Annotated in this window: 24 protein-coding genes; 5 read left to right on the top strand and 19 right to left on the bottom strand. The window is 41.6% G+C overall.

Translation table 11 applies throughout. The annotated features are described in order from the left end of the window. The first annotated feature begins 1 nt into the window (after position 1). From CHB71_RS04605 to CHB71_RS04595, 3 genes are all read left to right on the top strand, one after another. Positions 2 to 1,009 (top strand): AMP-binding protein, encoded by a 1,008-nt coding sequence (locus CHB71_RS04605; protein ID WP_089355730.1) that lies wholly within the window; start codon positions 2 to 4, stop codon positions 1,007 to 1,009. After that, the gene (locus CHB71_RS04600; RefSeq protein WP_089355729.1) at positions 1,006 to 1,662 is read left to right on the top strand and encodes a hypothetical protein; all 657 of its coding nucleotides are present in this window, start codon (positions 1,006 to 1,008) and stop codon (positions 1,660 to 1,662) included. Before CHB71_RS04605 ends, CHB71_RS04600 begins: the two co-directional genes overlap by 4 nt. 85 nt (positions 1,663 to 1,747) lie before the next feature. Beyond that, the gene (locus CHB71_RS04595) at positions 1,748 to 2,104 is read left to right on the top strand and encodes a hypothetical protein (RefSeq protein WP_089355728.1); all 357 of its coding nucleotides are present in this window, start codon (positions 1,748 to 1,750) and stop codon (positions 2,102 to 2,104) included. 72 nt (positions 2,105 to 2,176) lie between these two features. Here CHB71_RS04595 and CHB71_RS04590 read toward each other — a convergent pair whose 3' ends face one another. From CHB71_RS04590 to CHB71_RS04575, 4 genes are all read right to left on the bottom strand, one after another. Next, positions 2,177 to 3,226, bottom strand: a complete 1,050-nt coding sequence (locus tag CHB71_RS04590; protein ID WP_089355727.1) for a PA0069 family radical SAM protein — start codon at positions 3,224 to 3,226, stop codon at positions 2,177 to 2,179. 31 nt (positions 3,227 to 3,257) lie between these two features. Then, the gene (locus tag CHB71_RS04585; RefSeq protein ID WP_089355726.1) at positions 3,258 to 3,521 is read right to left on the bottom strand and encodes a hypothetical protein; all 264 of its coding nucleotides are present in this window, start codon (positions 3,519 to 3,521) and stop codon (positions 3,258 to 3,260) included. Positions 3,522 to 3,573: 52 nt separating this feature from the next. Then, positions 3,574 to 4,110, bottom strand: a complete 537-nt coding sequence (locus CHB71_RS04580) for a rhomboid family intramembrane serine protease (protein WP_245811215.1) — start codon at positions 4,108 to 4,110, stop codon at positions 3,574 to 3,576. Positions 4,111 to 4,178: 68 nt separating this feature from the next. Further along, positions 4,179 to 4,640, bottom strand: coding sequence for a hypothetical protein (locus CHB71_RS04575; protein ID WP_089355724.1), 462 nt, complete (start codon positions 4,638 to 4,640; stop codon positions 4,179 to 4,181). Between the two features lie 138 nt (positions 4,641 to 4,778). On the opposite strand from CHB71_RS04575, the gene CHB71_RS04570 reads away from it, so the two are divergent. After that, entirely contained in the window at positions 4,779 to 5,102 is a 324-nt protein-coding gene (locus tag CHB71_RS04570; RefSeq protein ID WP_089355723.1) for an Hpt domain-containing protein, read from the top strand. An 8-nt stretch (positions 5,103 to 5,110) separates the two neighbouring features. On the opposite strand, the gene CHB71_RS04565 is transcribed toward CHB71_RS04570, so the two are convergent. From CHB71_RS04565 to CHB71_RS04525, 9 genes are all read right to left on the bottom strand, one after another. After that, complete coding sequence (locus CHB71_RS04565; protein ID WP_089355722.1) at positions 5,111 to 5,758, bottom strand: SanA/YdcF family protein; 648 nt, start codon at positions 5,756 to 5,758, stop codon at positions 5,111 to 5,113. Then, positions 5,755 to 6,414, bottom strand: coding sequence for a TrmH family RNA methyltransferase (locus CHB71_RS04560; protein ID WP_089355721.1), 660 nt, complete (start codon positions 6,412 to 6,414; stop codon positions 5,755 to 5,757). The genes CHB71_RS04565 and CHB71_RS04560 overlap by 4 nt, the downstream gene beginning before the upstream one ends. Beyond that, positions 6,414 to 6,704, bottom strand: coding sequence for a type II toxin-antitoxin system RelE/ParE family toxin (locus tag CHB71_RS04555; RefSeq protein ID WP_089355720.1), 291 nt, complete (start codon positions 6,702 to 6,704; stop codon positions 6,414 to 6,416). The genes CHB71_RS04560 and CHB71_RS04555 overlap by 1 nt, the downstream gene beginning before the upstream one ends. Then, positions 6,692 to 6,874, bottom strand: coding sequence for a hypothetical protein (locus CHB71_RS04550; protein WP_089355719.1), 183 nt, complete (start codon positions 6,872 to 6,874; stop codon positions 6,692 to 6,694). Before CHB71_RS04550 ends, CHB71_RS04555 begins: the two co-directional genes overlap by 13 nt. A gap of 31 nt (positions 6,875 to 6,905) precedes the next feature. After that, complete coding sequence (locus CHB71_RS04545) at positions 6,906 to 9,500, bottom strand: DNA gyrase/topoisomerase IV subunit A (RefSeq protein ID WP_089355718.1); 2,595 nt, start codon at positions 9,498 to 9,500, stop codon at positions 6,906 to 6,908. Then, the gene (locus tag CHB71_RS04540; RefSeq protein WP_144017329.1) at positions 9,501 to 9,818 is read right to left on the bottom strand and encodes a hypothetical protein; all 318 of its coding nucleotides are present in this window, start codon (positions 9,816 to 9,818) and stop codon (positions 9,501 to 9,503) included. Then, positions 9,811 to 10,437, bottom strand: coding sequence for a SatD family protein (locus tag CHB71_RS04535; protein WP_089355716.1), 627 nt, complete (start codon positions 10,435 to 10,437; stop codon positions 9,811 to 9,813). Before CHB71_RS04535 ends, CHB71_RS04540 begins: the two co-directional genes overlap by 8 nt. 86 nt (positions 10,438 to 10,523) lie before the next feature. Beyond that, entirely contained in the window at positions 10,524 to 12,404 is a 1,881-nt protein-coding gene (locus CHB71_RS04530) for a DNA topoisomerase IV subunit B (protein WP_089355715.1), read from the bottom strand. Positions 12,405 to 12,659: 255 nt separating this feature from the next. Next, on the bottom strand, positions 12,660 to 13,076 hold the full coding sequence (locus CHB71_RS04525; protein ID WP_089355714.1) for a hypothetical protein: 417 nt from the start codon (positions 13,074 to 13,076) through the stop codon (positions 12,660 to 12,662). Positions 13,077 to 13,133: 57 nt separating this feature from the next. Between CHB71_RS04525 and CHB71_RS04520 the strand changes: the two genes are divergently transcribed. After that, positions 13,134 to 14,336: a sterol desaturase family protein gene (locus CHB71_RS04520; protein WP_089355713.1), complete on the top strand. Its 1,203-nt coding sequence runs from the start codon at positions 13,134 to 13,136 to the stop codon at positions 14,334 to 14,336. Positions 14,337 to 14,374: 38 nt separating this feature from the next. Here CHB71_RS04520 and CHB71_RS04515 read toward each other — a convergent pair whose 3' ends face one another. The 6 genes from CHB71_RS04515 to CHB71_RS04490 all read right to left on the bottom strand — a co-directional run bounded on the left by CHB71_RS04515 (position 14,375) and on the right by CHB71_RS04490 (position 19,341). Further along, a complete protein-coding gene (locus CHB71_RS04515) occupies positions 14,375 to 14,893 on the bottom strand; it encodes an SRPBCC family protein (protein WP_089355712.1) in 519 nt (172 codons plus the stop codon). A gap of 8 nt (positions 14,894 to 14,901) precedes the next feature. Next, a complete protein-coding gene (locus tag CHB71_RS04510; protein WP_245811214.1) occupies positions 14,902 to 15,066 on the bottom strand; it encodes a hypothetical protein in 165 nt (54 codons plus the stop codon). Continuing rightward, complete coding sequence (locus CHB71_RS04505) at positions 15,059 to 15,580, bottom strand: SRPBCC family protein (protein ID WP_089355710.1); 522 nt, start codon at positions 15,578 to 15,580, stop codon at positions 15,059 to 15,061. Before CHB71_RS04505 ends, CHB71_RS04510 begins: the two co-directional genes overlap by 8 nt. An 11-nt stretch (positions 15,581 to 15,591) precedes the next feature. Continuing rightward, positions 15,592 to 15,906 (bottom strand): ArsR/SmtB family transcription factor, encoded by a 315-nt coding sequence (locus tag CHB71_RS04500; RefSeq protein WP_089355709.1) that lies wholly within the window; start codon positions 15,904 to 15,906, stop codon positions 15,592 to 15,594. A 475-nt stretch (positions 15,907 to 16,381) separates the two neighbouring features. Then, positions 16,382 to 19,018 carry an ABC transporter permease gene (locus CHB71_RS04495; protein ID WP_089355708.1) on the bottom strand — a complete coding sequence of 879 codons (2,637 nt, stop codon included), beginning with the start codon at positions 19,016 to 19,018 and terminating at the stop codon, positions 16,382 to 16,384. Then, on the bottom strand, positions 19,015 to 19,341 hold the full coding sequence (locus tag CHB71_RS04490; RefSeq protein ID WP_089355707.1) for a PadR family transcriptional regulator: 327 nt from the start codon (positions 19,339 to 19,341) through the stop codon (positions 19,015 to 19,017). The genes CHB71_RS04495 and CHB71_RS04490 overlap by 4 nt, the downstream gene beginning before the upstream one ends. Between the last annotated feature and the right edge of the window lie 34 nt (positions 19,342 to 19,375).

Genomic DNA, 19,375 nt, shown 5'->3' with positions numbered 1-19,375 from the left:
AGTGATTATAAAATCAAAAAAATTCGTTTTAAAGTTAGAAGAAATTCTAAAAGAAGGACTCCCAACAGAGAAATATAACGAGTTCGAAAAATTTGTGTTGGAATTAGTGAAGAAATGGCATAATGGAGATTCATTTTTTGTACATCACACCTCTGGTTCTACAGGTAAGCCAAAAGCAATTAAAATATCCAGAGAAAAGATTGAATATAGTGCACGTGCCACCATGGAATATATTGACCCTAACAGGCAGATAAGGTCTTCTTTGCTTTGTTTAAATCCTAACTTTATTGGCGGGGCAATGGTAATCTATCGTGGGTTGATTTTTGATCATGATATTTCAATTGTTCCGCCTTCAACTGCATACAATGCAGATTTAGAAGATAATTACGATCTTGTTTCAATTGCACCGTTACAGTTTGAACAAATGAGCAGTAGCCAAATAGACAGGTTCGGTACTATTTTAATTGGCGGTGCGCCTATGCCAGTTTCTGGCAAACCGTATAAATCAAACGTCTATTCCACATTTGGAATGACGGAGACCGTATCACACTTTGCATTAAGAAAACTTGAGAACGATATTTTTTACACGACAGGTGATACTGTTGTAGGGATTTCAAACGACCAATCCCTTAAATTAAAGGGGACTATTACAGGTGGTAACTGGTTAAATACCAACGATCTAATTGAATTGATCGATGATCGATCGTTTAAATGGATTGGGAGAAAAGATTTTATTATTAACACAGGAGGCATAAAAGTTAATCCTGAACAAGTAGAGCAAGTGTTGCAAGATCAATTCAAAGCAGACATAATGATCACTTCTCTTCCAGACGCTAAATTGAATCAAAAAATTGTACTTCTTTCATCCGGTGAGCATCAGGAAATTGACTTTAGCCATCTTCCCAAATACCATCAACCCAAGGAGGTCTATTTTAATCAGGCTATCTATAGAACGAAAACAAACAAAGTAGATCGAGTCAAAACAAAATCAGCTTTTGAAAATCAATGATGAATATTGTATTATCATATCAGCCACAACATTTACCACCTCCATATGCCTATGCTGCGGTTTTGGAAATTACAATAAGCGATGAAATTGAAGCCCAATTTTCGCTTGAGTATCTGGGTCGTAGTGAAATCCCGGAAGATGAGCTCAGAGCTGAAGGATTTTCGTATGATGATCGCATGAATTGGGAAGGAACCCTACATCAAAACTGGAAGGATGATATCGTGAGTTTTTCAAGGACCCAATTAAAAAAACAACCCGATGAGACCTACCTGCATATTTCAGTAGACGGTAAAGACGATGGTTTTCCCCAGGACATAAATGCTATAGACATGCTGTTCCAGGAGCTGATGCAAGCAGTGTTGGAAACCGCAAAGGTTGAAAGTCCGCTTGTTTTAAAGTTGCAAGACGAGTCAAAATCTTTTGAGATTGCCTGGCATTTTTCTAACCGAACGATCAAAATAGACCACAGAATTTCTAATAAGTGGAACAATGGCCGTAAACTACTTAAACAAGCCTATCAGTTGGACTATGATCACATGAAGTACCACAAGAAAGCCAAACCACATACGGTAAATCCTGGTGGAGATCAATGGTTTCTGGTAGAAGATCATACAACTTTCAACTCACTTATTTCTTCAATAAATACATTATAAACGGTTAGATACAACTTTGTGATTGGTGTTAAAAAATCGTAAATTCAAGGAGATTATTTAACTATCAACCTATTAACTCAACCAAATGAAAAGCTTAGGATTTCTAGGAAAACTCATGTATGCCGGACCAATGGCGATGTTCGGTATTTTTCATCTCATGGGCGCAAATGACATGAAAGGAATGGTGCCCGATTTTTTACCCGCACCCGTTGTTTTTGTATACATAACTGGCATAGCGCTATTATTGGCGGCAATTGCTATTATCATAGGTAAAAAGGCTAAATTGGCTACTCAACTTTTAGGGTTGATGCTGGCTTTGTTTGCCGTATTGATACACTTGCCAGGATTCATGAGCCAGGATCCTGTCAGTTCTTCCATGTTCCTCAAAGACATAGCATTGGCTGGCTCAGCGTGGTTTATGAGTGCGCACCTGACAGATTGAAGAAACCTTAGTCTAGATTCCTAGATAAGTATGAAGAGAGGCCCTCGACGATATTGTCGGGGGTTTTTTTATTTAAAACAGGCTATAACTCCCTCCCCTTCTAAAATGTGAGGTTTCCAAAGCAGGAAAAGAGCGATCTTTAAAGTACTTCCGCTTACTTACTTCAAATAATTTTCTTATGATCTCAGAAATTTTCCCATCTCCTTTTATTCTCCTTCCAAACTCCACATCGTTTACATTGCCTCCATGCAAATCCTGAATCTGATGCCACACTTTATCTACTCTATCGGGAAATGTCTTTTTAAGCCAATCATGAAAAATGGTACCTATCTGACCGTTTAGCCGGACCACCGTGTAGCTGGCAAAGCTCGCACCAGCATTTGATGTGACTTTTAATATCTCTGGTATTTCATGATGGTTAAGGCCAGGTATAATTGGTGCATTCATCACTCCGACGGGAATATCATTTTGAGCGAATTCTTCCATTGCCTTTAGCTTCTTTGCCGCACTGGCCGTTCTGGGCTCAAGCTTTTGCCTGAGCTTTTCGTCAAGTGTCGTTATGGAAAAGATTACATGAACAAGATTACAAGACGCCAACTCTTTCAAAATATCAATATCCCGAGAAACCAAAGCATTCTTAGTTATGATTCCTACGGGATTCTGATATTTATTGAATACTTCCAACAACTTACGCGTTAGCTTAAACTTCTTTTCCAATGGCTGATAGCAATCGGTGTTTCCACTAAGCATGATCGTTCTAGGCTTCCATGATGCTTTCAGGAATTCTCTTTCCAATAACTCTGGTGCTTCCGGCTTCACAATGATCTTGGTCTCAAAATCAAGCCCGGCACTAAACCCCCAGTACTCATGGGAATTACGGGCATAGCAATATATACAACCATGTTCACAGCCTTGATACGGATTGATAGAAGCAGTCATCCCGATATCAGGACTCTTGTTTGTAGAAATTATCTTTTTAGGTGTCTCAGTGAATACCTCAGTCTTAGGCTTGTTTGTTAATAGCTCTTCATCTAAACCTTCAATTTCTTCCGTGCTAATGTGATGCTTTAGAAACTTGTTTGGTACGTTGATCTGCGCTCCTTTTCCTTTTATGTAATCCACATTGTGAAAATACTAATATTTTTAGTATTTTCTATTGACATTCATTTAATTTCTTTTGTAAATCTTCAATTTTAAGACTTAGCGTCTTATTCTCTAGTTCCAGGTTATTTAGTTGTTTTTTTAATTCGGTGATGTCTAACGTTTTATTGTAGGCCACATCGGTTGTTTCAGCGCTTTGGAACGAGTCGTCTACCTTATATTTAGCTAGTTTTTCTTCTAATGCTTCATACTTTTTTTGACTAACGCATCCGGTAGTGCAAACAATAACGAACAGCAGCATAATAATCTTTTTCATATCTAATGTGTTTTAATTAAAGAGTGTAAAACAACATATGCATACGAAATGTTTATTTGTTCCTGAGCAACATCGCAGTGACTAATCCAACAACAGCCCCCATCAGGTGAGACTCCCAGCTGATCCGATCGTCGAATGAGAGTAAACTATACGCCATTCCTCCGTACAGAAAGATGACAATGGCGCTGACAATTACAGATTTAAAATTTCGTTTAAATAGTCCGTAAAAAACCAAAAATGAAGCTAGCGCATAAATAAGCCCACTTGCCCCGATATGGAAGAATGGTCTTCCAAACACCCACACTAGGATATTTGTAAAAAAATAGGCTTGAAGAAACACACGATGAGCAATAGCGGGGAAAAAGAAAAACAAGCTTCCTCCCAGCACAAGTAATGGTATTGAATTGGATACCAGGTGGTTGAAATTACCATGAAGCAATGGTGCCATTACTACTCCTACCAAACCTGTTATCTCTCTGGGATAGATGCCCAGATACCCAAGGTCTACGCTCAGGTAAAATTCAATAGTAAATACAAGCCACATAAAGAAGCAGAGTCTGAGAGGCGGTACTAATCCTGACTTGTACATAAAAATTGAAATTAAATAAAAAACCCCGATCTCATGACGAAATCGGGGTTCGGTTAAGTTGTTGGATGTTATTCAATCTCTTTGATCATTTTTAAATCCATTAGTCTGGACTCTTCATAGCTAATGGATAAGTATCCAAGTACGCCTCCTGATGCTTCTGCAATCTTCTTTGCCAAATCCTTCAAACTGGCATGAAACTTCACAGCAAAGTTTCGGTCAACCTTAGGTAAAATGAAGTTTAATTTTCTTAATTCAGTCGTAATCGCTGAAGTTCTTGCGTCATTACCTGATGGCAGTTCATCGATAAGCTTATTAAAGTTATCTTCAAACTTTTCACCAACTAGTTTGTAATATTCTGACAGCTGCTCTCGCGCTCTGCTTTGCTTCGTTCTAGCTACATCGATGGCCTCTCTTCGTTCAGATTTGTCAATCTTTCCGTCCGCTCCTGCGATAAGTATAGTGACATAAACGGGCGCTTTTAGCATTACCTCGATTTCGTCTTCTCGTAGTGGTTCAAATTCTGGGATCATTCCTTTTCGATTTCAAATTTCCGCTCGAAAATACAAAATTATTTCTGGGGTGTAGCGACATTCAGTCCTAAATTTTACCTATGTTTTTTACCTAGTCTTTAAGAGACATAGTACTTTTATTGTAGGATTAAGCGAACCATGGAAAAAATTGATTTTACTTATCTGGAAGTTTTAAGTGAGGATGATGATGAATTTAAAAATGAATTCATTGCGACCTTTGAAGAAACTTATCTTTCACTCGTGAAGAAGATGCGAGAAGAACTTGAAGCGGGAGATATGGAAAACTTGTCTAAATCGGCCCATCAGCTAAAGCCTTCCGCAAAAATGATTCATTTAAGGTGCGGAGATACGTTGGAAGAACTTCAATACGACCCAAACAAAGCAACCAAGGAAATCATAGAGGATATCAACGCTCAATGTGAGGACGCCTTGAAACAATTGAAAGATTGGCAGGCAAAGTAAATTGATTCCTAGATCGGTAACTCAATCTTCTCACCCATGTATTTAGGCTTACGCTGCAATACATAAAGGTCTAAAACAGCAACAGTACGGGCAAGAACCTCCCTAAGTGCAAGCATATTGCCAACAGGCCCACCATCATCGGCTGAAACAGCTACTGCATCCATTTCAAAGTACCGGGCAATAAATAGCGAACGATAGCAGTGAAATTCCTGGGTGACAATGGTGATGTTATCCTGACCGAAAACTTCCCTACATCTCACCACAGAATCCAATGTCCTCAATCCGGCAAAATCTAATGAGATATCTTCCTCAGGGATGTTTAAGTCACCTAGTGCCTGAAGCATATCTCTTGGCTCATTATAATATTTGGTTCGATTGTCTCCACTCACAAGTATATGCTTCACCTTCTCATCTGCGTGAAGCAAAGCAGCGGCATCCATCCGCTCAACAAAGAAGCGATTGGGCTTTCCTTCTGTTGTTCGCTTACTTGTTCCCAAGACCAAAGCCACTTCATTAGAAGGAACAAGTAAAGGATCATAGATTAAATCTTTTGTGGACTGTACAACCCAAATATTTGTCACCAGCACGAAGAGAAATAATGTGATTGCAATCCAAAAACCCAGGCGAATAAGTTTTTTGGCGGTGATTTTTATCATACTTCAACTCCTTTCGATCTTAAAATTATATCAGCTTCCCGAACAATCTTTCGATACCACTCTGATCTTAGAACCAGCTTTTCCTGATCAGCAAGCGATGGCCATCCATCTAGTTTTGATTTTAGTACCGTTAAGCAAATGGCTGCACTAACTGACAAATTAAAACTCTCGGTAAATCCACTCATCGGGATATGAACAAAACCGTCTGCTTTCTCCCCTGCTTCCTGTGTGATTCCGTCTGCCTCCGTCCCGAATACAATGGCGGTTTTGACTGTTGGATCAATGGCATCAATAGAGCGAGAAGTTTCATGCAATGAAGTCGCAAAAATCTGATATCCTTCGTCCCTCAGCGATTGATAGCAGGCATCCACATTGTCTTCAGCGTTGTTGTGATGATGCATGGTTACCCATTTAGCTGCACCCTGCGTGATTATTGGGTTGATTTCATAGTCATTCTTATTCTTGATGAAATGAAGATCCTGAATGCCCATGCATTCTGCAGTACGCAAAACTGCACTTACGTTATGCGGTTTATCGATATCTTCGAACACCAACGTCACATGCCTTGTTCGCTTGCTTAAAACCCGATCAATGTGCGTCTGCTTATTTTCAGATACAAACTCCTCAAGAATATCGATGACCTGTTGCGGATTCACTAAATGTTTTTCAATAATTGCGAGGAATGATGAACACGTACAATACCTATTTTTGAATCGGGCTCAATCTTATAAATTATTCGATAGTTACCTTCAATTAATTCTCTGAGTTTTAGATTTTCAAATTCTGGAACCATCCTCCCTGAGTTTGGATACTCTTTTAAAACATTGACTTTATCTATCAACTTTAAAATAAATCGTTCAGCATATAGCGGTGAATCTTCAGCGATATAATCGTATATCTGTCGCAGATCTGACCTGGCACCATGTGCCCAAATTACTTCCGCCATTCTTTAACTTCCTGCTTCAACATTTCATTGCTAACAGTTTCACCCTTTTCAAGTTGTTCCAGGCCAATCTCCACCTTTTCTATAAAGATCAATTTTTCTATAAGTTCTTCAACTTCAAAAGAAGATGGCATTTCATTTAAGGTATCAAGTGCTTTTTCTTTTGTGATCATAATTCAGAATTTAGTCTATTAAGTTACCCAATTACTCTTTCTTTTCACCAAATAAACCCAACTGGTTTTCCTCTTCCTCTACCTCACTCTTTATCGTATTTTTAATTTCATCCAAATCAACTTCAGGCTGTTTTGGTTCGTTCTTTTCTTCTTTGATCAAATCCACAGAAATCACCTGCTGTACTGGAAACTTGTTTCCGATCGCTTTCCACCCTTTGATATCGATCAGATTCATAAGGTCAAGCTTCTTCTTCTCGTGCTTGCGGCCATCCTTATACGTCACCTCTACATCTGTGTCTATCCCTTTAGAGATAAACATCAATTTGGAGCTCCTTGCTTCTGTTACAAACGAGAATTTCTTATTTGGCGTATTCGTCTCAATAATGAATCGCTTCACAAAGTAATTCTTTGATTCTCCATCGTAATGGATTGCATTGAAAGAGGTATCCTCTTCAAGCTTGTAAATACCCATCAGACTGTTAAAGTCATAGTGGTTGGTCAATTCAAAGGATGTGGTCTCATAGCTTCCATCTTTGTAGAAAGCCACCACCTGATCCTCAGACATGAAGTTGCCAAGTAGTTCACCTCGCTCCTCTCTGTTCAGCCTTCCTACGGTAGGATCATACCAGATGTCTACGCCTCCAAGTGTAGATTTTCCCTCTTCCTTCAAGACAATTTTTCTTACAGGATATTTGGTCAGAATATTTCCGCCCGCTCCCCTGCCTTTGATTTCCAGTTCCGAGAAGTCAAAATCAAATACTTTCTTTCTGGCCTTGCTGGCTTGGGTAAGAGAAACCGTTACTATCTCCGCCTCTCCATTCGGATTGGCAGTGAAGTAGTGAACTTTTCCCTTTCCACCTTTGGTGAGATCGTACTCACGGTCTCTCGTAACAGAAAGCACCTGGAATCTTTTCACGTAGGAATTTCCTGACTTGGCATCCACATAAGCCATGTTGTAAACCATGCGTTCGTCGTTCTTTTTGAACACGCCTACATGTAGAATGTCTTTTCCAACGAATGTCTTATCCTGAATTCTCGTCACTACACATTTTCCATCTTTCGTGAAAGCAATGATGTCATCGATATCGGAACATTCTGTGACAAATTCATCTTTCTTTAAGCCATAGCCTACGAATCCATCCTGCCTGTTAACATACAATTTCGCATTGTTAGCTGCTACGATATTGACATTGATGGTGTCGAAGTTGGTTATTTCCGTTTTACGCTCACGTCCTTTCCCATACTTATCAAGCAGGTTTTGATAATATGAAATCGCAAACTCCGTGAGGTTATCCAGGTTATGGTCTACCTGAGCAATCTTATCCTGTAGCTCTTTGATTTGCGCATCTACTTTGCTGGTATCAAAGCGGGTGATACTACTCAGCGGCTTATCTATGAGTCGCTTAAAGTCTTCATTGGTAATTTCCCGATAGAAATGATCATAGAATGGTTTAAATAACTCACTCAGAACCTCATAACACTTTTGCAGGTCGCCTGAATTTTCATACTCAGGGTTTTTGTACATCCCTTCATTGATGAAAATTCTAAGCAGGTCACTGAAGAAAATCTTCTCCTTCAGCTCCGCTTTTTCAATCTCCAACTCCTGACGTAGAAGATCCACTGTCTGATCTACTGACTGTTTCAGTATCTCAGTAATGCCAATGAAATGAGGCTTGTCATTAATGATCACACATGCATTGGGCGAAATCGAAACCTCACAATCCGTGAATGCATACAAGGCATCCATGGTGATGTCCGGAGACGTTCCGGAAGCAAGGTTTACCAGTATTTCAATGTCCTTAGCGGTGTTATCAATGACCTGCTTGATCTTAATCTTTCCTTTGTCATTAGCCTTAACAATGGACTCAATCAATGAGGTGGTTGTGGTTCCATAAGGAATGTCCCGAATGGCTAAGGTCGACTTATCTACTTCTTCGATGGTGGCTCGTACGCGTACTTTCCCACCTCGTTTGCCATCATTGTAGTCGGTGACATCAATTTTGCCACCAGTCAGGAAGTCAGGGAACAGGTTTACCTTTTTACCTTTCAGCGTAGCAATGCAGCCCTCCAGGATCTCACAGAAGTTGTGCGGAAGCATTTTGGTTGATAGACCTACTGCAATCCCTTCTACGCCCTGAGCTAGCAACAAAGGAAACTTTACCGGAAAAGTAACCGGTTCTTTCTTCCTACCGTCGTAGGAAAGCTGCCATTCAGTGGTCTGTGGATTGAATATGACCTCCAAGGCAAACTTGGACAGTCTTGCCTCAATATATCGAGCAGCTGCGGCAGAATCGCCAGTTCGTACATCACCCCAGTTACCTTGGGTATCAATTAAGAGATCCTTCTGCCCCAGATTTACGATTGCATCACCTATGGACGCATCTCCGTGCGGGTGATACTGCATGGCACTACCGATGATATTCGCCACCTTGTTGTAGCGTCCATCATCCATTTCCTTCATGGCATGCAGAATCCGTCGCTGTACCGGCTTTAATCCATCATTGATGGCTGGCACAGCCCGTTCCAGGATTACATACGATGCATAATCCAGAAACCAGTTTTCGTACATCCCCGATATTGGGATTACATCATGTATCTCTTCCTCGTTTTCGTGTTCTTCTCCCATTTAAAAACAATATTGACTTATTAGGTAATAACCAATTACTATTAAAACTGAGACTAAATTCCCCGTGAGGAAATAGTCGTTTGAAATCTTATCATCGTCTTTTAACCGTGTGGCGATCTTCAATGCGCCAAAGAAGGCCAATCCTTGCGGTAAGTCCACCACCAAAATGATGTACAGGAACCCTCGCTCCAGCACGCCTCTTAGCACACTACTTAGCGTCAATGACCGACTAAACATTTTCGTGACCAGAAAGAAAAGAACCAGTGCTCCCAGCTCTCCTACAACAAAAATGGCGGTATGGAACATGTACTTATCCACTGACCAAATGATGGATTAGATCCTTGCACAATAAGTATTCATCTATCGCTAAACTCTTTCTTCTGCGCCACAACGTAGATTCATCCTTCTGATGGATCTTGGCCAGCGCTTTGTAATCATGCCCCTGCAAAAAGCCGGAAACCGTACTTCGATCTTTAGGATGCCAACCATCAATGAAATGCTGCGTCACTTTCATCATCTTATTCAGTTCAGTCGATGATTTCGTTGAAATGTAGAATCGACTGGTGTCCTTCTTCATCTCATTTAGTCGCTTCCTCGCATTTGTTAAGCCAGAACCCAGCATTTCATGGGCAACTTCCGGATTGATTGGTGTTTCCACTAAACCCTCATACAGCACATATCTGAGTTTGAAGTCAAACTCTTCTTCCAGAATGTACTCCTCCATAGCAAGTATGATGTCTATCCCAACTAAAGCGGAAGAAACAATCCCCTGAAACTCATCACCAAGTGTTATGGTTAGCGGCGATTCTATTGACTCACGGTATATCTTATTGGTATAGCTGACCAGCATTTGAAAGTCAGCCATGAGCTCATTGCTGTCCTTTTGGTTGCTACCAACTACATCTGCCATCAATATGTGTCGCTTCTTTGCCTCCATAATGCAAGAACTAATTTATTGTATTTTTTTTACAAAAAATCATATTTTGCATATTTCCTACAATTAAAATATTCTGAAATGATGATTTAAGCAACTTCTTCCACTATTTCCTTCACTTCTTCCACCAGGTCTTTTTCTACCCTTAACTTATCAATGATGAACTGTTGGCGATCAGGCGTATTCTTACCCATGTAGAAGGTCAACAGGTCAATGATACTGGTGTCTTTCTGAAGAATGACCGGATCTAAACGGATATCATCACCGATAAATGCAGCGAATTCATTCGGCGAAATCTCTCCTAACCCCTTGAATCGGGTGATCTCCGGCTTGTTTCCAAGCTTAGCTATGGCGTTCCTGCGCTCCTCTTCCGAATAGCAATAGATCGTCTCTTTCTTGTTTCTCACACGGAACAATGGCGTATCCAAAATGAAAATGTGGTTGTTTCTGACCAATTCAGGGAAAAACTGCAGGAAGTAGGTCAATAGAAGCAACCGGATGTGCATCCCGTCCACATCGGCATCTGTAGCGATGACAATCTTACGATAACGCAATCCTTCCAGCCCGTCTTCTATATTTAGCGCATGCTGAAGCAGGTTAAACTCCTCATTTTCATACACGACCTTTTTGGTATGACCAAAACAGTTGAACGGCTTACCGCGAAGCGAAAATACCGCCTGCGTTTGCACATTCCGTGACTTGGTAATGGATCCACTTGCTGAATCACCCTCCGTGATGAAGATCATCGTTTCATCCTTGATGGTCTCATCTCCTTTCTTGTCATTGAAATGAATGCGACAATCTCTAAGCTTCTTATTGTGAAGGTTGGCCTTCTTTGCGCGCTCATTGGCCAGCTTCTTGATTCCTGCTATTTCTTTACGCTCTCGCTCCGATTGCTGAATTCGTTTTAATAATGCTTCAGCAGTAGCTGAGTCTCTGTGCAAGTAGTTGTCAAGCTCTGTTTTCACAAAATCATTGACAAACGTTCGCATGGTAGGTCCATCGGGCCCTACACTTTGAGAGCCCAGCTTGGTCTTAGTCTGGCTTTCGAATACCGGCTCTTGCACACGGACAGCAATCGCTCCGATGATAGCAGAACGGACATCTGCAGCGTCGAACGTTTTTCCATAGAACTCCCGAACGGTTTTTACAACCGCTTCTCTAAAGGCAGCTAAATGTGTTCCTCCCTGGGTAGTGTATTGACCGTTGACGAATGAGTAATACTCTTCACCATATTGATTGGCATGTGTGATCGCCACCTCTATATCCTCTCCTTTCAAGTGGATGATTGGGTAGCGAATATTTTCTACATCTGCCTTTCGTGTAAGCAGATCTTTCAGTCCGTTTTCGGAGTGATACTTCTTGCCATTGAGCACGATGGTGAGTCCGGCATTCAGGTAGGCATAGTTCCACATCAGATTGTCCAGATACTCCGGAATGAAGTGGTAATTTTTGAACACGGTATCGTCCGGCTCGAAGATGATTTGCGTTCCATTTCTGCCTTCTGCTTTTTGCACTTTCGCATCATTGGAAACTTCGCCACGCTCAAACTCTGCAACCTTGGTTTCCCCATCACGATAACTCTGAACTTTGAAATATTTTGAAAGTGCATTTACCGCTTTTGTACCTACCCCATTTAGGCCAACAGATTTCTGGAATGCCCCTGAATCATACTTACCTCCTGTGTTAATCTTGCTCACACAATCCACCACTTTTCCAAGTGGAATTCCACGGCCATAATCTCTCACGGTCACCCGATGATCCGTCACCTTTACATCGATGGTTCGACCATGTCCCATCATGTGTTCATCGATACTGTTGTCGATGATCTCCTTCACCAATACATAGATCCCATCGTCGGGCGAGCTGCCGTCTCCCAGTTTACCAATATACATACCGGGCCTGAGCCTGATGTGCTCTTTCCAGTCAAGGGACTTGATACTATCCTCGGTATAAATCGCTTCAGCCATTTACTTATTATTAATACTAATTATTATTAATGGTTATGCTGAACTTGTTTCAGCATCTCTAATAGTCCGTTATTTACAAAGACTCTGAAACATCTGCCCCTCCGTTCAGTCGAGAGTTCAGAGTGACTAAGAAATTTAGTAATCTTCAAAATCCAAAGTAATGATAAAAATCCAATACTTACACGTAACAACCTAACGCTCAGAAGTAGTTCTACTTCAAATAAGTCAATTTAAGGAACTGAAATAGAGTGAGTTCTACTTCTTTTTGAAAAACAAAAAAATCAAACCGACCACCCAGATAACAATAAGAACAGGCCCCATGTAATTCAAGTATGCAAAGCTTTCAGGCTCGATATGCGCCGGGTTGTTCCATACCCCAATGAAGCCAACGATCAAGGTGATATTGAAATTAATCACAAAGATGATGGCGCTCAGCCAGGCCTGCGGTTCTTTGGGTAAGTGCTTAGCTCCTAATGAGGTGATGAGTTTCAAAATGACGTTCACCACCACGAACCCTCCTACGATGTAATAGAAAAAAGTTTGCTTATGAAAATCCTTCAATCCTTCTACATTCAGGTCCACCATAATGGGCAGGTAGGCATACACCAGCAGTAGTATGGCCATAAAGAAGAGGATCGATAAAGAGTTGAGGACTTTCGTGGCTTTAATCATGGCCGCAAATCTAATCGGACTTCCAGATTTTGTGCGCTTCAATTGCTAATTTTGAATATGGATTTCAACCCGGTTATACTCTCCATTCCCCTTTACTTTCTTTTGATAGGTTTAGAATTGGTTTTTCAGCTTATTAAAAAAGCAAAGATCTATCGTACCAATGATGCCATCTCCAACATTGGTTGCGGCATTTCATCTCAGGTAACCAATGCGTTGTGGGGCGTACTCTCAGTTGGTTTGTATCAATTGGTATATGAATATGGAGCCTTCTTTCAAATTCCCGATACCTGGTGGACGTGGTTGATCCTGTTTATTCTCGTGGACTTTTTCTACTACTGGTTTCATCGATCCAGTCATGAAGTAAACTTCCTTTGGAATACCGCTCATGTCGTGCATCATCAAAGTGAAGATTACAACTTATCTGTTGCATTGAGACAATCCTCATTCGGAGGTGTTTTCTCTATGCTGTTTTACCTTCCACTGGCATTGATGGGGTTTAGTGCGTATGCATTCCTTACAGTCAAGGGGCTCAATCTTATTTATCAATTCTGGATTCACACGGAAGCCATTGAGAAACTACCCAGATGGTTTGAATATGTGTTCAACACCCCTTCCCATCACCGGGTACATCACGGAAGAAATCCAAAGTATATAGACCGGAACCATGCCGGAACGCTTATGATCTGGGATCGCATGTTTGGGACCTTCCAGGCAGAAGAAGAAAAACCTACCTATGGGGTGACTAAGCCAACGAATACCTGGAATCCTGTTTGGGCCAATGTGCTTCCGATTGTGGATATGACTAACCAGGTAAAAGCTACGCCCGGATTCTGGAACAAGGTTAAAGTTCTTTTCTACAAGCCCGGTTGGCAGCCTGTTGAGCTTGGTGGCTACCAAATGGCACCAGAAGTGGATAAAAAGACCTACCAGAAATTTGATGTGCATCCGCACATGCCGATGATCAGGTATGTATTTATGCAGTTTCTTTTGGTACTTGGATTTGCCTCTTTATTCCTTTTTACTCAATCCAACTATACCCTTGAAATCAAGTTAGCGATGGCTGGTTTCATTATGTGGTCCATTGCTCAGCTGGGTATATTAATGGAAAACCGGAAAAGCTGGATACCTGCTGAATATATTCGTCTTTTAGCATCTGGAGCACTTATTGTATTTCTGATTGGCGGGCCGCTTTCTTATGGTTTTGCCGGAGTGTTTGGGGTATTGTTTGGGGTGTGGTTGAAGAGCGCTTCAAAAGCATAGTAGCCCTGCTAGGGTTTGAACCCTAACAGGGAGGTTTCTTAATCAACCACCTTGGCATAATGTCCTTCCCATTCCATATGTACACTCCAAAATCCCTCACACTTTTTGTCGTTCAATAGGTCATGCAAAATATCCAAATGGGTGTGCCAGCCTGCAAGGGTACCAACTCTTGTTTCCTTACTATCATTTAATTTTTCATGGGTTAAAGTCAGCTTTACTTCCTCTCCCTGCTGCTGCAACTCAAACGTGACCAACCCTTCCCACTCAATGACGAATAAGTCGTGGGGCTCGCTTTTAATGACTTTGGCGTGTGAAACAAACCCATCACCGTAATCTTTGTACTTATCCGGTGCTGGCTCATATTGTGAAGAAAGGTGTGAGTTGTTGAAAACATATTTGATCTCACCACCAACTTCAAGGTTCGTGGATCCACCGGCAAACCATTGTCCACGTTTATCACCATCTGTAATGTATTCCCATACACGCTCTTTAGGTCCAGGCAGTAGCCGTTCAAACTGTAACGAATTTGGTGCAATTAATTTTCCGTGTGTGCTCATAGTAGTTATTATTTAGTTTGTTCATCTTCATTTCTTAGCAAGGCTTCCAGTTTATCCAGACTTGTATTCCAGAATCTTCGGTATTGATGAACCCAAAGAGCTATTTCCCCCAGTTTGTCCAGCTGTGCATGACAAAATCGCTCATGTCCCTTTTCTCTACCTTGATCAATCAACCACCTTTGCGTAATGTCCCTCCCATTCCTGATGTACGCTCCAAAATGCTTTAGGGTCCTTATCATTCATACGATCCATCAGAATATCTAAATGTGTATGCCAGCCAGCAAACGTTCCGATGCGGGCATCCCGATCTCTGTTCAAGTTAGAGTGTGTGAGTGTCAGCTTTACATTATCACCTTGTTCTTCCAGCTTAAAAGTGACCTCTCCTCCTTCCCAGCCAATTACCAGGAGTGTTGGCTCATTATAGGTGAGAACATCAGCAACAGAAGTCATTCCTCCTTCCAGGTCCTTGTACTTATCCGGAATCACTTCCTCCTCCGGGGATAGCCGATCATGATTAAATTGATATTCAACTTTTCCGCCGGGATGTGTGTCCATCGGTCCTCCAGCAAACCATAGAGCTCGCTTTTCCCCATCGGTGAGGTACTCCCATACCCGCTCGATTGGTCCGGGTAACATGCGTTCAAATTGTAATGTGTGATCTTCAATAAGCTTTCCGTATTTATCCATGATATAGTTAGTTATTTGTTATCCTCTTCCTTTAGCAAAGCTTCCAGTTTATCCAGACTTGTATTCCAAAACCTACGGTATTGATGTACCCACAAAGCGATCTCTCCGAGTTTATCCAGCTGCGCATGACAAAAACGCTCTCGTCCCTTCTTCTCCACTTTAATCAATCCACATTCCTTGAGAATGCGCAAATGCTTTGAAACTGCAGGTCTGCTCATCTCAAAGTTGTCTGCCAGTTCATTCACGTTTCTGGATTCATGTGACACCAACCCAATAATCTCTCTACGGGTAGGATCTGCTATTGCCTGAAATACATCTCGTCGCATGTTATGTAACCTTTTGGTTACAAGTATACTAAAAAGAAACCAATTGGTTACGTTTTGGAAAGAAAAATTGATGCACTTTTATACAAAACATCCCTATACCCCACTCAAGGGGATATTTTGAACGAAATTTAATAATCTAATATGCGGGTGTCACCCTGAGCATGTCGAAGGGTGTGGGTTGTGTGAAAGGAATTCAAGAACGATAATGTCGTCTTCGAGAGCCTCAGACTAACAATAAATATCACGCAGTTTGGACAGAGTGCAATTTTAAACTAAAAAGAACCGTCATTCAGAGGCTCTCCATGCTGAGTAGTGGGTTGGCAGCCGTAGGAATCCTTTCAATTCAAGAAGACTCCACGCCTTTTCTCCTTCGCTCTAACCAACAAGAAAAGGCTCTGAATGACGTTGAGATAGGTTCTTTTGGTATTTAGTCCACAAGTCGGGGCTCTTCAGAACAACAACCCGTATGCTATCCTCACTCCTGCCTCAAACTCTCAACTGGGTTCATCAAAGACGCTCTGATGGTCTGGAAACTAATGGCCAAACCACCAATAACCAATACCACTCCTGTGGCCAGGATAAAACTCCAGGGATTAATCGTTGTACGTTCAGCAAAATTTTGCAACCAGTAATCAATCGCAAAGTAGGAAATCGGCCAGGACAGCATCGAAGCGATAAGTGCCGTGCGAACCATATTATTTGATAGTAACCACACCAGCGTATGTACACTCGCTCCCAGCACCTTGCGAATGCCCACTTCTTTTCTCCGTGTTGAAATATTGAAGGAGATCAGACCGACTAGTCCTAAACAGGCAATTAGGATAGATAAAGAAGCAAGCACCGCAAATACCTTTCCGGTAGCCGTTTCATTTTGATAAAGCTTTTCATACTCCTCATCGTAAAAGAAGTACTGAAATGGATGGTCATTCGTATATCCCGTCCACTTATTCTCAATGAATTCCAATGTTTTGCGTACATCACTGCCACCATTCAGTTTGACAGTTATGTATTTAGATGATCGATCAGGCATCAACTCAAGGGAAACGGGCACGATCGGTTGATGTAACGATTCAATGTAATAGTCCTTCATCACGCCAATAATTGTTAGGTATTCTCCCCTATGCCATGGAGAGGTCAACTTCTGACCGATGGGATTTTCATACCCCAGGGCCTCAACAGCAGATTCGTTTATTACCACGGCATTTGAATCTGCTTTATGTTCTTTGGAAAAGAATCGACCTGCTACTAATTCCAAATCCATGACCTCATCATAGTGGAAGCTGATCTGATTATTCGGGAAAAGAAAAGTCTCATCCCGATCTACCGGACGATACGATCGTATGCTGTATCCTTTCCCCGGTAAGGTTAGCGAATGCACCACCTGTCGAACATTGGCATTGGTTTTTAACTCATCCTCAAATACTTCTAAATGATCATGCAACGCATCCGGCCGCTGTATAACCAATACCTGTTCTTTGTCAAAGCCCAGGTTTTTGGTAAGCATGTAGTCAATCTGATGGTAGACCACCAACGTGACAATGATGATCACGATGGAAGCAGTAAACTGAATCACTACGAGCCCATTTCTCAACCATCCGGAAGTCCCGGCAGGCGATAAGGTAGCCTTCATAGCCATAACCGGGTGGAATCTTGAAAGAACAAACGCCGGATATACACCCGCCAGAATGCCTACCCCAATAGATAATACCAGTAATGTCAATAAGACCCAGGGACTGGAAAGAATGCCAAATGCCAGTTCCTTTTGAAGAATCAGCTCAAAAGATGGTTTGAACATGTATGCAAGAAATGCGGTAAGAAAGCCTGCGAACAATGCTAGTATCACAGATTCAAAAATGAACTGCTTGACAAGCAAAGACCAGCTGGAGCCCATCACTTTACGAATACCTACCTCACGTGCTCGGGTAGCCGATTGAGCGGTGGCCATATTCACATAATTGAAAATGGCGATGCACAGAATGATGAGACCAATGACACCATAAATGTAGATATACGACAGGTTTCCGGGTGGTACCAGTTCCTTCCCAAAATCTGACTTTAGGTGAATGTCTTTGAATGGAAATAAGTTGTACTTCACCTGGTTTCCGGAAGCTTCCCATTCCCCAATGGATTGCCCGGTGTAATACTCAATCTGTGGAGCCATATAGTTATAGAATATGTCCTGCATTTTCACTTCAAGCTCTGGCACGCTAACCTCATCATGCAGCAGCAGGTAGGTATGCGCGTTGCTCCCGATCCAGTTATTTCCATCATATACATTCGGAAGACTACTCAATGACACCAACATGTCAAACTGAATGTGGGAATTAGCAGGAGGATCAGCAACTACTCCGGTGATCACATAAAAGGTAGAATCAGCGCCGAGGTTTAGTTGCTTTCCAATAGGATCTTCGCTTCCAAAATACTTTTTCACATATGATTCGGTGAAAACCACTGATCGTGCTTCTTTCAACGACTCTTTTGTGCTCCCTTCAATGAGCTGAAAGTCGAACACCGTAAAAAAGGAGGCGTCCGCATACAAAAGACCATCTTCAATAAACTTGCGACCCGCTTGATCCACTAAAATGGGATCATTTTTAACAACACGCACCGCATTTTTGATCTCCGGATATTCCTCCAGCATTACCTTAGCTAAGGGGGCACTGGTTGGAGCTTCCCGATTGATCTTGCCATTGATGTTAGCCACCGTGCTAGCCCGATAAAGCTGCTGATGATTCGTGTGAAAACGATCATAACTGAGCTCATTGATTATATAAAAGGCAATCAGCACAAAACTGGTTAGTCCAATAGTTAGTCCTGTGAGATTGGTCAGGAAATAACGCTTATTCCGTGCGAAGTTCCTGATCGAAGTAAAGTAGAAATTTTTTAACATAGCAATATTTGAGTTTGACCTTGATTGTTTGAATGCAAAAGGACGTACCGCGCTAAATACATCCAGAAAATAATGAAGGGCTGCTTTTAATCTTCCATTCCGCTCCAGTCTGAGGTGATACAATTCCTCCAGGTCGCCCTGCAGAAATTCCAATACCTTTTCCGAACAAAACCATCTAAGGATTTTTTGTGCGAGTTTGGGTGGATTGGATTTGGTGCTCATGAACTTGTGTTCAGATTTAGTCCCGGCACCTCTCTCGAGAATGCCATCCGGAGCTCATTTGCTTCTTCCAATACCTTGATGCCGTGTGAAGTGAGGTGGTAGTATTTCTTCCGTCTTCCGCCACGCTCGTTAGTAGCTCCACCTTCTGAAGCTTCCAGATAGCCCTTCTCCTCTAATCGATATAGTGCAGAATGAAGTGCACCGATACTTGGATTCTTCTTTGTTTTATCTTTTAGGATTTCTTTGATGGTGACCCCATAGGCATCCTCACCAAGCACCCCTACTGCCAATAAAACCAATTCTTCAAAAGCTCCAAGTTTCATTTTCGTCCTATTTATTTCCTATTTACAAAACAAA

Source organism: Ekhidna lutea (assembly GCF_900188325.1).
In the GTDB taxonomy this organism is placed as follows: domain Bacteria; phylum Bacteroidota; class Bacteroidia; order Cytophagales; family Cyclobacteriaceae; genus Ekhidna; species Ekhidna lutea.
This window is presented reverse-complemented; position numbering and strand designations above follow the sequence as displayed.

Excerpts from the sequence above, each read along its gene's own strand:
- CHB71_RS04600 (WP_089355729.1), top strand. The coding sequence starts at position 1,006 with ATGATGAATATTGTATTATCATATCAGCCACAACATTTACCACCTCCA.
- CHB71_RS04595 (WP_089355728.1), top strand. The coding sequence starts at position 1,748 with ATGAAAAGCTTAGGATTTCTAGGAAAACTCATGTATGCCGGACCAATG.
- CHB71_RS04585 (WP_089355726.1), bottom strand. The coding sequence starts at position 3,521 with ATGAAAAAGATTATTATGCTGCTGTTCGTTATTGTTTGCACTACCGGA.
- CHB71_RS04580 (WP_245811215.1), bottom strand. The coding sequence starts at position 4,110 with ATGTACAAGTCAGGATTAGTACCGCCTCTCAGACTCTGCTTCTTTATG.
- CHB71_RS04575 (WP_089355724.1), bottom strand. The coding sequence starts at position 4,640 with ATGATCCCAGAATTTGAACCACTACGAGAAGACGAAATCGAGGTAATG.
- CHB71_RS04570 (WP_089355723.1), top strand. The coding sequence starts at position 4,779 with ATGGAAAAAATTGATTTTACTTATCTGGAAGTTTTAAGTGAGGATGAT.
- CHB71_RS04565 (WP_089355722.1), bottom strand. The coding sequence starts at position 5,758 with ATGATAAAAATCACCGCCAAAAAACTTATTCGCCTGGGTTTTTGGATT.
- CHB71_RS04555 (WP_089355720.1), bottom strand. The coding sequence starts at position 6,704 with ATGGCGGAAGTAATTTGGGCACATGGTGCCAGGTCAGATCTGCGACAG.
- CHB71_RS04550 (WP_089355719.1), bottom strand. The coding sequence starts at position 6,874 with ATGATCACAAAAGAAAAAGCACTTGATACCTTAAATGAAATGCCATCT.
- CHB71_RS04545 (WP_089355718.1), bottom strand. The coding sequence starts at position 9,500 with ATGGGAGAAGAACACGAAAACGAGGAAGAGATACATGATGTAATCCCA.
- CHB71_RS04535 (WP_089355716.1), bottom strand. The coding sequence starts at position 10,437 with ATGGAGGCAAAGAAGCGACACATATTGATGGCAGATGTAGTTGGTAGC.
- CHB71_RS04530 (WP_089355715.1), bottom strand. The coding sequence starts at position 12,404 with ATGGCTGAAGCGATTTATACCGAGGATAGTATCAAGTCCCTTGACTGG.
- CHB71_RS04525 (WP_089355714.1), bottom strand. The coding sequence starts at position 13,076 with ATGATTAAAGCCACGAAAGTCCTCAACTCTTTATCGATCCTCTTCTTT.
- CHB71_RS04520 (WP_089355713.1), top strand. The coding sequence starts at position 13,134 with ATGGATTTCAACCCGGTTATACTCTCCATTCCCCTTTACTTTCTTTTG.
- CHB71_RS04515 (WP_089355712.1), bottom strand. The coding sequence starts at position 14,893 with ATGAGCACACACGGAAAATTAATTGCACCAAATTCGTTACAGTTTGAA.
- CHB71_RS04505 (WP_089355710.1), bottom strand. The coding sequence starts at position 15,580 with ATGGATAAATACGGAAAGCTTATTGAAGATCACACATTACAATTTGAA.
- CHB71_RS04500 (WP_089355709.1), bottom strand. The coding sequence starts at position 15,906 with ATGCGACGAGATGTATTTCAGGCAATAGCAGATCCTACCCGTAGAGAG.
- CHB71_RS04495 (WP_089355708.1), bottom strand. The coding sequence starts at position 19,018 with ATGAGCACCAAATCCAATCCACCCAAACTCGCACAAAAAATCCTTAGA.
- CHB71_RS04490 (WP_089355707.1), bottom strand. The coding sequence starts at position 19,341 with ATGAAACTTGGAGCTTTTGAAGAATTGGTTTTATTGGCAGTAGGGGTG.